Origin of the sequence: Streptomyces sp. NPDC097107 (assembly GCF_044762405.1) — a bacterium.
In the GTDB taxonomy this organism is placed as follows: Bacteria; Actinomycetota; Actinomycetes; order Streptomycetales; family Streptomycetaceae; genus Streptomyces; species Streptomyces thinghirensis.
The window spans coordinates 20,862-35,936 of record NZ_JBIWEF010000003.1; the positions used below are offsets into that span (position 1 = coordinate 20,862).

Annotated in this window: 14 protein-coding genes, 1 tRNA gene and 3 pseudogenes; 10 read left to right on the forward strand and 8 right to left on the reverse strand. The window is 72.7% G+C overall.

Annotation, left to right across the window (positions count from 1 at the left end; all coding sequences use genetic code 11):
• The first annotated feature begins 34 nt into the window (after positions 1–34).
• The 7 genes from ACIQ1J_RS07205 to mnhG all read left to right on the forward strand — a co-directional run bounded on the left by ACIQ1J_RS07205 (position 35) and on the right by mnhG (position 6,831).
• Positions 35–108, forward strand: a tRNA-Pro gene (locus ACIQ1J_RS07205).
• A gap of 116 nt (positions 109–224) precedes the next feature.
• Entirely contained in the window at positions 225–3,143 is a 2,919-nt protein-coding gene (locus ACIQ1J_RS07210) for a Na+/H+ antiporter subunit A (protein WP_403554884.1), read from the forward strand.
• A complete protein-coding gene (locus ACIQ1J_RS07215; RefSeq protein WP_403554886.1) occupies positions 3,140–3,901 on the forward strand; it encodes a Na(+)/H(+) antiporter subunit C in 762 nt (253 codons plus the stop codon). The genes ACIQ1J_RS07210 and ACIQ1J_RS07215 overlap by 4 nt, the downstream gene beginning before the upstream one ends.
• The gene (locus ACIQ1J_RS07220) at positions 3,898–5,559 is read left to right on the forward strand and encodes a Na+/H+ antiporter subunit D (protein ID WP_403554888.1); all 1,662 of its coding nucleotides are present in this window, start codon (positions 3,898–3,900) and stop codon (positions 5,557–5,559) included. Before ACIQ1J_RS07215 ends, ACIQ1J_RS07220 begins: the two co-directional genes overlap by 4 nt.
• Positions 5,556–6,155 carry a Na+/H+ antiporter subunit E gene (locus ACIQ1J_RS07225; protein ID WP_403554889.1) on the forward strand — a complete coding sequence of 200 codons (600 nt, stop codon included), beginning with the start codon at positions 5,556–5,558 and terminating at the stop codon, positions 6,153–6,155. Before ACIQ1J_RS07220 ends, ACIQ1J_RS07225 begins: the two co-directional genes overlap by 4 nt.
• Positions 6,152–6,469, forward strand: coding sequence for a monovalent cation/H+ antiporter complex subunit F (locus tag ACIQ1J_RS07230; RefSeq protein ID WP_403554891.1), 318 nt, complete (start codon positions 6,152–6,154; stop codon positions 6,467–6,469). The genes ACIQ1J_RS07225 and ACIQ1J_RS07230 overlap by 4 nt, the downstream gene beginning before the upstream one ends.
• Positions 6,466–6,831, forward strand: coding sequence for a monovalent cation/H(+) antiporter subunit G (gene mnhG / locus ACIQ1J_RS07235; protein ID WP_403554893.1), 366 nt, complete (start codon positions 6,466–6,468; stop codon positions 6,829–6,831). Before ACIQ1J_RS07230 ends, mnhG begins: the two co-directional genes overlap by 4 nt.
• Positions 6,832–6,861: 30 nt before the next feature.
• Here mnhG and ACIQ1J_RS07240 read toward each other — a convergent pair whose 3' ends face one another.
• The 8 genes and pseudogenes from ACIQ1J_RS07240 to ACIQ1J_RS07275 form a co-directional block, all read right to left on the reverse strand.
• Complete coding sequence (locus ACIQ1J_RS07240; protein WP_210964426.1) at positions 6,862–7,389, reverse strand: NUDIX hydrolase family protein; 528 nt, start codon at positions 7,387–7,389, stop codon at positions 6,862–6,864.
• A 16-nt stretch (positions 7,390–7,405) separates the two neighbouring features.
• Positions 7,406–7,591 (reverse strand): annotated as a pseudogene (locus ACIQ1J_RS07245) (hypothetical protein); the annotation flags it as partial.
• Positions 7,589–7,973 (reverse strand): annotated as a pseudogene (locus tag ACIQ1J_RS07250) (glutamine synthetase); the annotation flags it as partial. The pseudogenes ACIQ1J_RS07250 and ACIQ1J_RS07245, both read right to left, overlap by 3 nt.
• Before the next feature lie 113 nt (positions 7,974–8,086).
• A complete protein-coding gene (locus tag ACIQ1J_RS07255) occupies positions 8,087–8,971 on the reverse strand; it encodes a hypothetical protein (protein ID WP_403554895.1) in 885 nt (294 codons plus the stop codon).
• Between the two features lie 109 nt (positions 8,972–9,080).
• Positions 9,081–9,731, reverse strand: a complete 651-nt coding sequence (locus tag ACIQ1J_RS07260) for an endonuclease (RefSeq protein WP_403554897.1) — start codon at positions 9,729–9,731, stop codon at positions 9,081–9,083.
• A gap of 2 nt (positions 9,732–9,733) precedes the next feature.
• Positions 9,734–10,066 (reverse strand): DUF3140 domain-containing protein, encoded by a 333-nt coding sequence (locus tag ACIQ1J_RS07265; protein ID WP_403554899.1) that lies wholly within the window; start codon positions 10,064–10,066, stop codon positions 9,734–9,736.
• Positions 10,067–10,125: 59 nt separating this feature from the next.
• Positions 10,126–10,343, reverse strand: a pseudogene (locus ACIQ1J_RS07270) (WhiB family transcriptional regulator); the annotation flags it as partial.
• A gap of 73 nt (positions 10,344–10,416) precedes the next feature.
• The gene (locus ACIQ1J_RS07275; RefSeq protein WP_210964417.1) at positions 10,417–11,226 is read right to left on the reverse strand and encodes an alpha/beta hydrolase; all 810 of its coding nucleotides are present in this window, start codon (positions 11,224–11,226) and stop codon (positions 10,417–10,419) included.
• 138 nt (positions 11,227–11,364) lie between these two features.
• On the opposite strand from ACIQ1J_RS07275, the gene ACIQ1J_RS07280 reads away from it, so the two are divergent.
• The 3 genes from ACIQ1J_RS07280 (at position 11,365) to ACIQ1J_RS07290 (ending at position 15,066) form a co-directional block, all read left to right on the forward strand.
• A complete protein-coding gene (locus tag ACIQ1J_RS07280; RefSeq protein ID WP_210964418.1) occupies positions 11,365–12,552 on the forward strand; it encodes a thiolase family protein in 1,188 nt (395 codons plus the stop codon).
• Positions 12,553–12,705: 153 nt separating this feature from the next.
• Positions 12,706–14,217 carry a long-chain fatty acid--CoA ligase gene (locus ACIQ1J_RS07285; RefSeq protein WP_403554901.1) on the forward strand — a complete coding sequence of 504 codons (1,512 nt, stop codon included), beginning with the start codon at positions 12,706–12,708 and terminating at the stop codon, positions 14,215–14,217.
• A gap of 72 nt (positions 14,218–14,289) precedes the next feature.
• Positions 14,290–15,066 carry a sulfite exporter TauE/SafE family protein gene (locus ACIQ1J_RS07290; RefSeq protein ID WP_403554903.1) on the forward strand — a complete coding sequence of 259 codons (777 nt, stop codon included), beginning with the start codon at positions 14,290–14,292 and terminating at the stop codon, positions 15,064–15,066.
• Positions 15,067–15,075: the final 9 nt, after the last annotated feature.

Here is a 15,075-nt window from a genome sequence, read left to right on the forward strand (position 1 = left end):
TCGGCCGGAGGGAAACCCCAGGTCAGGCGGGCAACGGGACGTGGCGCAGCTTGGTAGCGCACTTGACTGGGGGTCAAGGGGTCGCAGGTTCAAATCCTGTCGTCCCGACTGGAGACGGTCGTTGGTCGAGGGGCGGTTTCGGAGAGATCCGAAACCGCCCCTCGATTGTCTGCCCTGCGGCGTGGCTGGGCGCCCAGGCGAGATGCCCGATATATCACTGTCGAGTGTCCGTGCTCATCCTCTGCCATTTCGCGCTCGCGCTGTTCGCCGCGCCGCTGGTGAGGTGGTGCGGGACCCGTGCCTTCATCGTGCTGGCCCTGCCGCCCGCAGCGACGGCCGCCTGGGCGGCCACCCGGTGGAGCACGACGGCCGCGGGCGGCGCCGACACCACCGAGTGGGCCTGGCTTCCGGCCTACCACGTGGACTGGGCGCTGCGGCTGGACGCCCTCGCCGAACTCATGGTGCTGCTCGCCGCGGGAGTGGGCGCCCTCGTGCTGGTCTACTGCGCCTCCTACTTCGACGACCGGTCGCGGCAGCTGGGCAGGTTCGCCGGGAACCTCCTCGCCTTCGCCGGGGCGATGCTCGGCCTGGTCCTCGCCGACGACCTGATCCTGCTGTACATCTTCTGGGAACTGACGACCGTCTTCTCCTACCTGCTGATCGGCCAGACCAGCGACCACAAACGGAACCGGCGCAGCGCCCTGCAGGCCCTGACGGTCACCACGCTCGGCGGACTGACCATGCTCGTCGGCTTCCTGCTCCTGGGGCGCCAGGCGGGCACCTACCGGATCTCGGCAATCCTCGCCGACCCGCCGCCCGCGTCGACGGCGCTGTCCACGGCGATCGTGCTGATCCTCGTCGGCGCCCTCTCCAAGTCCGCGATCTGGCCGTTCAGTCTGTGGCTGCCCAACGCCATGGCCGCCCCCACCCCGGTCAGCGCCTATCTGCACGCCGCCGCGATGGTCAAGGCCGGTGTCTACCTCATGGCCCGGCTCGCTCCCGCGTTCGCCGAGGTCACACCCTGGCGGCCGCTCCTGCTCGTCCTGGGCTCCGCGACGATGCTGCTGGGCGCCTGGCGGGCGCTGCGCCTGAACGACCTGAAACTCGTCCTCGCGTACGGCACGGTCAGCCAGCTCGGCTTCCTCACCGTCCTCGCCGCTGCGGGCCGCCACGACACCGCCATCGCCGCCACCGCCATGATCCTCGCCCACGCCCTGTTCAAGGCCCCCCTCTTCCTGGTCACGGGGATCGTCGACCACGCCACCGGCACCCGTGACCTGCGAAAACTCTCCGGGCTCGGGCGGCGGCTGCCCGCCGTGTGCGCCGTCGCCGTGGTCGCCGGACTGTCCATGGCCGCCGTACCGCCGCTGCTCGGCTTCACCGCCAAGGAGGCCGCCTTCCAGTCCCTCCTGGGCGGGGACACCGCCGACCGCTGGGCGCTCGCCATGACCGTCGTCGGCTCGGCCCTGACCACCGCCTACACCCTGCGCTACCTCTGGGGCGCCTTCGCCCGCAAGCCCGGTGTCCCGGACACGGACGCGCACGCCGTCCCGTCCGCCTTCCTCGCGCCGCCCGCCGTGCTGGCCCTGGCCTGCCTCGTCCTCGGACCCGGCGTGTCCTGGCTCCAAGGGCTCCTCGGCACCTACGCCGGGCAGTTCCCCCTACCCGCCCACCCGTACCACCTGGCGCTGTGGCACGGGGCGGGTCTGGCCCTCGGACTGTCCTGCGCGGCCTGGGCGGGCGGTGTCCTGCTGTTTCTCGCCGCGAGCCCCGTCGGGCGTATCGGGCAGGCCCTGGCCTGGCGCTCCGCCGACCGGATCTTCGGACGGTTCCTGCTCGGCCTGGAACGCACCGCCCTGCAGTGCACCGGTTTCGTGCAGCGCGGCTCGCTGTCGGTGTACCTCGTGACGACCATGAGCGTGGTCCTCGCCGGGCAGATCGCCGTGCTCCTCGCGGACGAACCCTGGGCCGGAGTGCCCGCCCCGCGGCTGTGGGACCACCCGGCCCAGGCCGGTGTCGCGCTGCTGACCTGTGCCGCCGCCGTGCTGTGCCTGGGTGTGCGGCGCCGGATGAAGGCCGTCGTGCTCGCCGGGCTCACCGGATACGGCACCGCGCTGCTCTTCGTCGTGCAGGGCGCTCCCGACCTGGCGCTGACCCAGTTCTGCGTGGAGACCGTCTCGATGATCGTCTTCGTGCTCGTGCTGCGCCGGATGCCGGTGAACTTCGAGGAGAACTACAGCCGGTCGCGGCGCGCGCTGAGGATGCCGGTGGCACTCGCGGGCAGCGCCGCCGTCGCCCTCGTCGTCTGGATCATGGCGGGGCACCGCCGGGCCGACAGCGCCGGGGCGGCGATGGTCGAGGAGACCGCCCACCACGGCCTGAAGGACGTCGTCGCGACGATCCTCGTCGACCTGCGCGCCTGGGACACGATGGGGGAGTCCGCGGTCCTCGCCGCCGCCGCGATCGGTGTCACCAGCCTCATCTACCTGCACCGCCGCACCGACAGCGCCGAGCAGCCCGTACTGCCGCTGCCCGGGGACCACCCGTACGCCGGCCTGCGCACCGCCTGGCGGGCGACCTCGTACGAATCGGCGGGCCTGCCCAGCGGCGACGAGGGCGCACCGGAGCGGACCTGGCTCGCGGCCAGCTCCACCCTCGCCCCCGAGCGCCGCTCGGTGGTCCTGGAAGTGGTCGCGAGCCTCATCTTCCACCCCATCCTCGTCCTCTCCGTCTACCTGCTGATGTGCGCGGAGAACCTGCCGGGCGGCGGCTTCGTCGCGGGCCTGACCGCGGGCGTCGCCTTCATCGCCCGCTATCTCGCGGGTGGCCGGCACGAACTCGCCGACGCCGTGCCCTTCAAGGCGGGCGTTTTCACCGGGCTCGGCCTGTTCCTGTCCACCGGGGTCGCACTGGGCGGCCTGGCCGAGGGCACCGTGCTGCACGGCTGGACCTGGCACGGCCAGCTGCCCGTGTGGGGCGAGGCCCACCTGTCCACCGCCGTCCTCTTCGACTGCGGCGTCTACCTCCTCGTCCTCGGCGTGGTCCTGGACATCGTGCGGGCCCTCGGCGCCCGGATCGACCGGCAGATCGAGCGGGCGGCCGCCGGCCGGACCGCCCCGCGCGGTGAGGCGGGCCCCGCATGACCGTGAGCCTCTCCCTCCTGGTGGCCGCCGCCGTCCTCAGCGCCGTCGGCGCCAGCCTGCTGCTGACCCGGTCCCTGACCCGGATCCTGCTCGGCGCGGTCGTCCTCGGCAACGGCGTCAACCTGCTCATCCTCACCTCGACGGGCAGCGCGGGCGCCGCCCCGCTGCTCTACCCGGACGTCATCCGCAACCGGGTCACCGACCCGCTGCCCCAGGCCATTGCCCTCACTGCGATCGTCATCACCCTCGCCACCACCGCGTTCCTGCTCGCCATGGCCTACCGCAGCCACCAGGTCACCGGCTCCGACGAGATCAGCGACGACACCGAGGACCGACTGGTCGCCCTGCGCGCCGAGTTCCTCGACCGGCGCGGCGAACTGCGTGACCGCTACCGCGAGGCGCGCGCCGAGCACGGCACCGACCCCGAACTCGGCGCCCGCTACCGCGCGGCACGCAAACGGCTGCGCCGGCGGGTCCGCGAGGAACGCGCCTACCAGGCCCGCGCCAACGACGTCTCCGGCAACCTGTGGAACGACATCCTCGGCGCCGACCCCGAGGACTACCGCGAGGGCCGCGAACTGGGAACCACCGACCCGTCGGGCCGGCCGGGACCGGCACCGGCCCGCGTCGCCGGGCCCTCCAACGACCCCGAGGAGACCGGCCGCGAGCCCGACTCGCACCCCGGCGAGGACTCCGGCCACCCAACGCCCGACCAGCCCGACGATCCCCAGGGCGCCGGCACGGAAGGAACCAGGTGAACGCGCTCGTCCCCCTCCCCGTCCTGCTTCCCCTGTGCGTCACCGGCCTGAAACTGGCCATCGGCCCCCGCCTCCAGCGGTTCCAGCGCTTCATCACCCTCGCCGTACTCGGCGCGGTCCTCGTCCTCTCCGTGCTCCTCATGGTGGCCGCCGACCGCCACGGCCCGCTCAGCGTGCACCTCGGCGACTTCGCCCCGCCGGTCGGTATCACCCTCGTCGCCGACCGGCTCGCGGGCCTGATGCTCACCGTGTCCAGCGCCGTCACCCTGCTCGTCAACCTGTACTCGCTGGGCCAGGGCATGGCCGACCGCGACGACCAGACACCGGTCGGCGTCTTCCACCCCGCCTACCTCATCCTCGTGGCAGGCGTCTCCTGCACCTTCCTGTCCGGAGACCTCGTCAACCTGTACGTCGGCTTCGAGATCATGCTCGTCGCGAGCTTCGTCCTGCTCACCATCGGCGGGACCGCGACCCGGATCCGGGCCGGGTCGACGTACGTGATCATCTCGCTGTTCTCCTCGGTGCTCTTCCTCGCCGCCATCGCCATGACGTACTCGGTCGCGGGGACCGTCAACTTCGCGCAGCTCGCGGGGCGGCTCCAGGAAGTCCCGGTCGGAGTGCGCACCCTGCTGGAGGCCATGCTGCTGACGGTCTTCGCGATCAAGGCGGCGGTGTTCCCGCTTGCGGCCTGGCTGCCCGACTCCTACCCGACCGCGCCCGCACCGGTCACCGCGGTCTTCGCCGGTCTGCTCACCAAAGTCGGCGTGTACTCGATGCTGCGCACCCAGACCCTGCTCTTCCCCGGCCACCGCCTCGGCGACCTGCTGATGCTCGCCGCGCTCGCCTCCATGGTCATCGGCATCCTCGGCGCGGTCGCCCAGACCGACCTGAAGCGGGTGCTCTCCTTCACCCTCATCAGCCACATCGGCTACATGGTCTTCGGCATCGCGCTCGCCGGGCGCGGTTCGATCGCCGGGGCGATCGTGTACGTGGCCCACCACATCACGGTGCAGACCACCCTCTTCCTCGTCGCCGGGCTCATCGAGCGCCGCGACGGCACCACGGAACTCACCCGCCTCGGCGGTCTGGCGAAGACGGCGCCACTGCTCGCCGTGCTGTTCTTCGTGCCCGCCATGAACCTCGCGGGCATCCCGCCGTTCTCCGGGTTCATCGGCAAGCTGGGCCTGATGCGGGCGGGCGTCGACAACGGCGGCGGCTGGGCCTGGGCGCTGGTCGCAGGGTCCGCCGCCACCAGCCTGCTCACCCTCTATGTCATGGCGAAGGTCTGGAACCTCGCGTTCTGGCGCGACGCTCCGCCCGGGTCCGAGGGCGAGGGGAGGGTGCTGGAGTCCGCCGAGGACGAGCCGGACGACGACGGGGACGGCAGGGACGGTGGGGCCGGCGGGGACACCGCGGCGACCGGCGCCGGGAGCGGCCTGCCGGAACCGGCGGGTGCCGTGGTCTCCGCCGGCTTCCTCGGGCAGTCCATCACCACCACCAAGCGGCTGCCCTGGCCGATGGTGGTGGCGACCGGCGCCGCCGTCGCCCTCGGCCTCCTCTACACCGTGCTCGGCGGCCCCCTCACCACCTTCACCGAGGCCGCCGCCACCGAACTCCTCGCCCGTACCCCCTACATCGAGGCGGTGCTCGGCCGATGAGCAATCTCTTCCGCGACCGTTCCCCCTACAGCTGGTCCTTCCGCGTCGGCAGCGGCAGACGCGTTCTGGACCTGCCGCTCACCGCCTGGCTCACCGTCATCTGGATCCTGCTGTGGGGCACCCTGTCCTGGGCCAACCTCGTCAACGGCGTCATCGTCGCGGTGTGCCTGTGCCTCGCCTTCCCGCTGCCGGCCGTCGACCTCGGTCTGCGACTGCGTCCGCTGGGCATCCTGCGGCTCACGGCCTACCTGCTGTACGACATGTTCTCCTCGAGCGTCGAGGTCACCCGGCAGATCTTCGCCAGGGGCCCGTACCCCGCAGCGGTCGTCGCCGTACCGCTGCGGGTGCGCAGCGACCTCATGCTCACGGCCACCGCCGTCGCCGTCTCCAACGTCCCCGGCGGCTCCGTCATCGAGGTGCGCCGGTCGACGGCCACCCTGTTCCTGCACGTCCTCGACGCCGACGATCCGGGCGAGATCGAGAGTGCCCAGCGGTCGGTGTGGCGCATGGAGGAACTCGTGGCCCGCGCTTTCGGCACCGCCGAGGACATCGCCCTCGTCGCCCAGCCCGTACCGGAAGGGGAACCCTCGCCGTGACCACCCTGCACGCCGTCGAAGAGGCCGTGCTGGCCGGCGCGGCCGTGATGATCCTCGTCGCGGGCGCCCTGCTGCTGTACCGCATCTGGTACGGGCCCTCGATGCTGGACCGCGCGGTCGCCCTGGACGTGGCGGCGGCGCTCATCATCGCCGGCCTCGGCGTCAAGGCCGCCCACGACGGCGACTCCTTCTACTTCCCGGTGATGCTGGTGCTCGCCTTCCTCGGCTTCACCGGCTCGGTGGGCATCGCCAGGTTCATCGCCGTACGCGACCGGCCGTCGGTGCGCGCGGACGGCACGGAGGACCACCGGTGAACGCCTTCGCCGATGCCGCCGATCTGATCGGGGCGGTCCTCCTGCTCCTCGGCTGCCTGCAGTGCCTGCTCGGTGTGATCGGGATGCTGCGCTTCCCCGACGTGCTCTCCCGCAGTCACGCCGCCACCAAGCCGCAGACCCTGGGGGTGCTCCTCGTCCTCGCCGGGGTGGCGCTGAGGCTGCGCCACGGCATCGACCTGGGCACCCTCGCCCTCATCGTCTTCTTCCAGTTCCTCACCGGCCCGGTCGCCTCCCACCTGGTGGCCCGCTCCGCCTACCGCACCGGCCAGACGGGCTCCCGGGGTCTGCTCCGGGACGACCTGGACCCGCAGTTGAGCGACGGGGAGCGGCCCGGGGAGTAGCTCCGCGGGGGCGGGCCGGCCACCGGGCCCTCAGACCACGCAGCCCACATGCGCCAGCGCCTGCTTCAGCAGCACCCCGTGTCCGCCCGGCATCTCGCTCTGCACCGCCGGTGACAGAGCCTCCTGCGGGCTGAACCAGACCAGGTCCAGCGCGTCCTGGCGCGGCCGGCAGTCGCCGGCCACCGGCACGACGTAGGCGAGGGAGACCGCGTGCTGCCGGGGATCGTGGTACGGCGTGACGCCGTGCGTGGGGAAGTATTCGGCCACCGTGAACGGCTGGAGCGAGGACGGCACCCGGGGCAGCGCCACCGGGCCGAGGTCCTTCTCCAGGTGACGCAGCAGGGCGTCCCGGACCCGTTCGTGGTGCAGCACCCGGCCGGAGACCAGCGTCCGGCTGACCGTCCCGTCGGGACCGATGCGCAGGAGCAGTCCGACGCTGGCGACTTCTCCGCTGTCGTCGACGCGCACGGGCACGGCCTCGACGTAGAGGACCGGCATGCGGGCGCGTGCCATCTCGAGTTCGTCGGTCGACAGCCAGCCCGGCGTGGTTTCGGTCATGTCAGACATCGCTTGATCATACTTTCAGCCGTTCCTGCTTCCCGGGCGGCGCTCCGGGAGTGTGACCGGTCCCACGTCGCTCAGCCGTCGTCCACCAGGCCCCCGGCAGCCGGTAGACCCGGCGCGCGTTGTCCCGCCCCGCCCAGCGCGCGATGCGCAGCGCGTCCGGCAGGGCCAGTTCGTCGGCGTCCACCCGCTCCTGCCCGCACGCCGGATGCGGCTCGCCCTCCTGCGTGATCCGGTCGACCGGCGCCCACGCCCAGCCGGGCTGCGCCGCCAGCACGACCAGCCCGTCGAGGTCGGGATGGAGGCGCAGATCGCCGTCGGGGGCGCCGAGGACGTCCGTGGTGACGATCGTGTCGTCGGCGAGGAACGTGTCGAACACCGGCGACATGCCGACGCCCCGGGCCGCGGCCTGGGGGGAGCTTCGCGGTGGGAACGGTCTTCACCCTGCCGATCCCCGCCGTGTCGACGTAGGACAGCACGACTCCGTGCACGCCCCGCCCGGACAGCTCCCCGCTCAGTGCGGTGGCACGCTCGACCTCACCCGGACGCCCGCCGGGGACGGGGTCGCTCTCGCTCACGTCTCGGCTCCTTCGCGCGTGCGCCGTCCGTCCCGCACCATTGTGCCGTCCCGTGATCACGCTGTCCGGGTTTCGCCCGAGGTGTGCGGGAGGCGGGTAGCCCTCGCGGTCGGTCAGTCCAGGTCGGCGGGCCGCGGAGAAGGGGTACCGCCGTCCAGGACGGTCTTCAGGCGCTCGGTCCCCTGCCGCACCGCCTGCTCCACGGACGCGGCCTCGTCGCCGTCGAGGCCGCCGCCGGTGACGGTGAGGGCGGAGGTGCCGACGCGTACGGCGACGAGGTCCAGGGTGAGCGTGGCAGGGTTGTCGGCCGCGGTTCCCCGCACGGTCACGTGCAGGCCTTCACGCGCGTCGCCGGCCTCGGGCGCCGAGGCCTCGGTGACCTGGACCGTGCGCTTCTCGCCCGCCTCGCCGGTCGCCGTGAACTGGTCGCACTTCTGCGGCAGGGAGTCCATCCACTTCAGGCTGTCGTCCAGGCCGGCGCGGTCGTAGGCGGCGACCTGCTCGAGGAGACGGGAGTCGCCCTGCTCGAAGCCGGTGAGCGCCGACGGTCCCGACGGCTCGCCCAGAAGATCGTCGCGGTAGAGGCCGTCGAGGAGTTTCTGGCAGTCCGCCGCGTCGGTCCTGGCGGTGAGGAAGTCGGAGACGTCGACCTCGCCGACGAGCAGCCGGTCGCGCCACTTGTCCGCGTCCTGGACCTGGTTCCAGCCGCCCTCCAGGTCGGCCTCGGTGAGCAGGGCGGCCTTCGCGCCGGACTCGGTGAGGGTGGCGGGGGACGCGGTGGGCGAACCCGTGGGCGACGTCGCGGGGGAGCCCGTCGGCTGCTTCTCCGCGGCGTCCCTGTCCGCGTCCTTCTCGGCGGCGCGGGCCTGTGCTGCGGCGGTGTCCGAGGCCGCACCCGGCCCGTCGCCGTCGTCCGAGCAGGCCGCCGTGGTCAGCAGCGCGGCCGCCGCCAGGGCGGAGGCCATGAGACGGACGGGTTGGGACGGACGACGGCTCATCGCGGATGCCTCCTGGGACGTGACACGGTGTCCTCAGCGCATCACCGCGCCCGCGGACGCACCAGCGCACGGGGTTGTTCGGGTGACCGGCGGCCGGAGCCCGGAAGGCTCACCCGGCGCGTTCGAGGGTGTCCCGCGCGACCTCCTTGTCCAGCGACGCGCGCACCAGCGCCGCCGCGAGGACGGCCGGTTCCGTCGTCCCGGCGAGGTCGAGGAGCCGGTCGGGGTCGCCCGGCAGGCCGAGGCGCTGCGCGCCCTGGAGGGCCTTGCGGTCCAGGTGGGGAGCCGCCTCGGGCCAGACGCGCTGCGCCTCGCGCAGGAAGATGTCCGCGCCGGTCGGGCCCACCCCGGGGAACTCCTGGAGCAGCCGCCGCACCTCGGGCACGTCGCCGTCCGCCTTCTTCCGGAGCCGGCGCAGGTCCCCGCCCCATCGCTCGATCAGCAGTTCGGCCGCGTCGCCGAGCTGGGTGGAGGTGCGCTCGTCGTAGCGCCGGTAGCCGCCCCGGCCGAGCGCGTCCACCCGCTCCTGCCAGTCGGCGGCGGCCATGCGGCGCGGGTCGCGCAGCCCCGCCGCATGCAGGGCACGGGCGGTGGCCACGGCGATCGAGCCGCTGATGCGGGCGCTGAGCAGATGAGCGAGGACGAGCAGCCGGTACAGCGGCTGCGGGGTGTCCTTCAGCCGGATGCCCGCCTCCTCGGCGTAGGTCCGCCCGTGCGCGTCGACGAGTGCGCGTACGACTCGCCGCTGGTCACGGCTCACGGCTACGGCTTCAGCGGGTCGTGACCGACCGTCATCAGCCGGTGCCTGAGCCGGGTGTCCTCGGACCGGGGCTCGTTCTCCGGGTCGGTCTGCGAGGTCACCGTGTCCACGACCTTGCGCATCGCCCGGAGGTCGTCCTCCGTCAGGTCCGTGCGCCGCTTCTGCAGGATCGCCAGGACGTGCTGCCCCAGCGGTGAGCCGGCGTCGTCCGGCAGCGGCTCGGTCAGCTCGCCGGAGTCGCGCACCCGGAGCCAGTCCGAGAGTTCCGCGGAGGTCATGTTCACCACGCGGTGGAAGTCCTCCCACAGCGCGTCGAGTTCGAGGGCGTCGGCCATGAGTTGCCCCTCATTTCGTCGTGCGTATGTGCGTAGTCGTGCGCAGGTGCGTACTGCGCGGTCGTACGGAGCAGAGCGACGCGCTCCTCCTCGCCGGTGCCTCCCCACACACCCGACGTCTGCCCCAGCTCCAGGGCGGACGCCAGGCACTGGGCGCTCACCGGGCGCAGACGTCCTTGGCGGCCTCGGTGTCCCGCAGAGCCGGTCCGGCCGTGCCCACCGGGAAGAACGGTCCGGGGTCCTCATCCACGCAGGCGGCGCGGCGCAACCACTCCATGGGGGCGCGGGTGCCCATGGGGCTCCGGGGCAAACGCCCCCGCCGGGGCACCCGGGGGTGAACGCCCGGCCGCTCAGCGGGCGAGTACGCCGTCCAGGAAGCGCGTGACGTCGGTGAACACCTCCGCCCGGTTCGTCTCGTTGAAGATCTCGTGCCGGGCGCCCGGGTAGATCCGCTCGGTCAGGTCGCCGCCGCTGAGCTGTTCGACGCCGACGCGGCTGCCGGGCAGCGGCACCAGCCGGTCGTCGCCGCCGTGCGCCCACAGCAGCGGGAGCCGGCCGACGTCGCCGCCCTCGGCCACGGTGTCCAGGGTCCGCACGAACGCCTGAGCCGTCGGCCGCTTCATGGGGCCGTGCCACACCAGCGGGTCCGCCGCGTACGCCGCGCCGACCGCCGGGTCCCGGGAGAGCGAGGACGGGCTGATCGGGGTGTCGGGGATCTCCTGGAGGGCGAGCAGCGTGCGCGGCAGCTCCCAGTCGCCGATGACCGGCCCGGACAGCACCAGTGCGGTCAGCTCGCCCGGGTGGCGCTGGGCGTAGCGGGACGCGATCAGGCCGCCCATGGAGTGCCCGATCATGACGACGGGCAGGTCCGGGTGGGCGGTCCGGGCCCGCTCCGCCACCGTGTGCACGTCGGTGACCACGTCCTCGAAGTCCTCGATCAGCACGCGTTCGCCGTCCGACCGCCCGTGCCCGGCGTGGTCGACGCCGTAGACGGCCGCGCCGTGCCCGGTCAGGACGCCGGCCACCTCTTCGTAGCGGCCGATGTGCTCGCCGTATCCGTGCACCAGCAGCGCCACGTACGCGGGCCGCCCGGCCGGCCACTCGCGGGCGGTGAGCCGTCCCCGTGTTCCGCTCAGGACGTGCTCGCGGGCCTCGGTCATCTCTCCTCCAGCTGCGTCGGTGAAGGTCACCGGAGGATCTTCCCAGGGAGCCGTCCGGCGGTCTATAGTCCAAAACTAGCAGTGCTAATTAAGTGTTCGTTCGCCGTCCGGCGACCGAGTGACGGTCAGGAGTCCCCCGTGCGTCCCGTCCACTTCGCGGCCGCCCGCCGCACCCCGATCGGCAAGCTGCGCGGCGCCCTGTCCACCGTGCGGCCCGACGATCTCGCCGCCGCCGTGATCCGGGGCCTGGTCGCCGACGTCCCCGCGCTCGACCCCGCCCGCGTCGACGACGTCTACTGGGGCGCCGCCAACCAGGCCGGCGAGGACAACCGCAACGTCGCCCGCATGGCCGCCCTGCTCGCCGGCCTGCCCGAATCCGTGCCCGGCGCCACGGTGAACCGGCTGTGCGCCTCCGGCCTGGAGGCCGTCACCACCGCCGCCCGCACCATCGCCGCGGGCGAGGCCGACATCGTGCTCGCCGGCGGCTCGGAGTCGATGAGCCGCGCACCCTTCGTGCTGCCCCGCCCCGACGAGGCCCTGCCGCACCGCATCGAGACCGTCGACACCCGCCTCGGCTGGCGCCTGGTCAACCCGGCGATGAAGGACTTGCACGGTCTGCTGGCCATGGGCGAGACCGCGGAGGAGGTCGCCGAGCGGTACGGCGTCCCGCGCGAACGCCAGGACGAGTTCGCCCTGCGCAGCCACCGCCTCGCCGCCGAGGCCCGGAAGAACGGCCACTTCGACGACGAGCTGCTCCCCGTCGAACGCCCCGACGGTGTGGTCGTCGACGCCGACGAGTGCGTCCGCGAGGACACCTCCGTCGAGAAGCTGGGCCGCCTCAAGCCGGTCTTCCGTGCCGGCGGCACCGTCACGGCGGGCAACGCCTCCCCGATGAACGACGGCGCCGCCGGCCTCCTCCTGGTCAGCGAGGAGGCCCTGAACGACCTGGGCCTTGAGTCCCTCGGCCGCTACGTCGCGGGCGGCTCGGCCGGCGTCCACCCGGACGTCATGGGCATCGGCCCGGTCCCCGCCACCCGCAAGGTCCTCGCCCGCGCCGGCTGGAGCGTCGACGACCTCACGGCGGCCGAGTTCAACGAGGCCTTCGCCGCCCAGGCCCTCGCCTGCGTGGACCAGCTCGGCATCGATCCCGACCTCGTGAACCCCAGCGGCGGCGCCATCGCGCTGGGCCACCCGCTCGGCTGCTCCGGCGCCCGCATCCTCACCACCCTGCTCCACCGCATGCGCCGCACGGGAGCGGCCCGCGGGCTCGCCACGATGTGTGTCGGCGTGGGGCAGGGCAGCGCGGTGCTGGTCGAACGGCACTAGGGGGTGTCGTTCGGATCCTGCCGGGGTCGCGAGGCGCCGTCCCCCGGAGCCGACCTGATCCGAACGACACCCCCGGCCCCAGCCGGACGCACATGATCCGCCCCCGCTGCCAAGCCGCAGCAAGGAAGCAGCAAGGAAACGGAGCAACACCCCATGGCAACCCTCTCCGTCGCCGCCATCCTCGCCGAGAACGCCCGGCGCCGTCCCGGCAAGGAGGCACTGGTCGAGGGCGACCTGCGGCTGACCTTCGCCGAGGTGTGGCAGCGGGCCCGGGCCCAGGCCGGCGCCCTCACCGGTCTGGGGGTCCGGCCGGGGGACCGGGTCGCGCTGATGGCGCCGAACACCGCGGAGTTCCCGCAGGCGTACTACGCCATCGCCGCGACCGGTGGCGTCGTCGTCCCGGTCCACCTGCTGCTGTCACCGGGGGAGGTCGAGCACGTCCTGCGCGACAGCGGCGCCACCCTGCTGCTGTGCCACCCGGCCCAGGCGGAGACCGGAGCGGCCGCCGCGCGGGAGGCGGGCGTACGGGTCGTCACCCTCGGCGACGAGCTCGAGAAGCTCGCGGCCGGCGCCGAGCCACTGCCCTCCTACGTCACCCGCGACGCCGACGACCCGGCCGTCGTCTTCTACACCAGCGGCACCACGGGCGTCCCCAAGGGCGCTGTGCTCAGCCACTTCAACCTGGTGATGAACGCGACCGTCAACGCCTTCGACGCCAACGACATCCGCCCCGACGACGTCGCACTCGGCGCGCTGCCGCTCTTCCACGCCTTCGGCCAGACCGTCTCCCTGAACTCCACCTGGCGCGCCGGAGCCACCCTCGTCCTGCTGCCGCGCTTCGACGCCGCGCGCGCGATCGAGCTGATGGTGCGGGAGAAGGTCAACACCTTCCACGGCGTCCCGACCATGTTCGTCGCCCTCGCCGCCGCGGCTGCCGGGGCCGACGCCCTGCCCGCCCTGCGGGTGTGCGTCTCCGGCGGTGCCTCGCTGCCGGTGGCCGTCCTGGAGCGGTTCGAGGAGACCTTCGGCGCGAAGATCTACGAGGGGTACGGGCTGTCGGAGACCTCCCCGGCGGCGGCCGTGAACCAGCCGGTGTTCGGCGCCAGGCCCGGCACCATCGGCCACCCCCTGTGGGGCGTGGACGTGGAGATCGCCCGCGCGGAGGCCGAGGACCGCGTCGAGCTGCTGCCGCCCGGTGAGCTGGGCGAGGTCGTCGTACGCGGCCACAACGTCTTCTCCGGCTACCTGGGCCGCCCGGAGGCCACCGCCGAGGCGCTCGTCGACGGCTGGTTCCGCACCGGGGACCTCGGCACCAAGGACGACGACGGGTTCCTCCGCATCGTCGACCGCAAGAAGGACATCATCATCCGCGGCGGTTACAACGTCTATCCGCGCGAGGTCGAGGAGGTGCTGATGCGCTGTCCCGGCATCGCGCAGGTAGCCGTCATCGGCCTTCCGGACGAACTGCACGGCGAGGAGGTGTGCGCCGTCGTCGTCCCGGCCCCCGACGCGACGCCGGACGCCGCCGAGGTCACCGAGTGGTCCAAGCAGTACCTCGGCAAGTACAAGTACCCGCGCCGCGTGGAGTTCGCGGACGCGCTGCCGCTGGGCCCGAGCATGAAGGTGCTGAAGCGGGAACTGCGGGTGCGGTACGCGGCCGGGTAGTCGGCTGAGGGGTCACCAGGCGAGACGGTGCTTACGGGCACCGGACAGGTGCACATAGCATCGGTGCCCGCAATGGACACCATGACGCTGTGGCACCTCACCGGCTGGGAATTCGCCGCACTCGCCTTCGCGGCCCTGCTCGTCGGCTTCTCCAAGACCGCCGTGAGCGGGGCCAACACGGTCAGTCTCGCGATCTTCGCGGCGGTCCTGCCCGCCCGCGCCTCCACCGGCATCCTGCTGCCGGTGCTGATCGCCGGTGACGTCCTGGCCGTGCTCACCTACCGGCGCCACGCGCACTGGCCCACGCTGTGGCGGCTGTTCCCGGCGGTGGCGGTCGGCGTGGTCGCGGGCACCCTGTTCCTGGTGTGGGCCGACGACGCGATCGTCCGGACGTCGATCGGTGTGATCCTGCTGTTCATGGCCGGGGTGACGATGTGGCGCCGGCGGCCGGCCGCCGACGCGGACGGGCAGCCCGACGAGGTCACCTCACGGACCGGCCGCGTGAAGGCCCGCTCGTACGGCGTCCTCGGCGGCTTCACCACGATGGTCGCCAACGCGGGCGGCCCCGTGATGTCGATGTATCTCCTCTCCGCGGGCTTCCGCAAACTCGGCTTCCTGGGTACGTCGGCCTTCTTCTTCCTGATCGTCAACGTCTCCAAGCTGCCCTTCAGCGCCGGCCTGGGCCTGATCGACGGCCGCTCCCTGCTTCTCGACGCCGCGCTCGTGGTCTTCGTGGTGCCCGGGGCGTTCATCGGCACATGGGCGGTGAACCGGATCAATCAACTCCTCTTCGAGCGGCTGGTGATCGCGGCGACGGTGGTGGGGGGCCTCCAGCTCCTCCTGTCCTGACGGACCGTA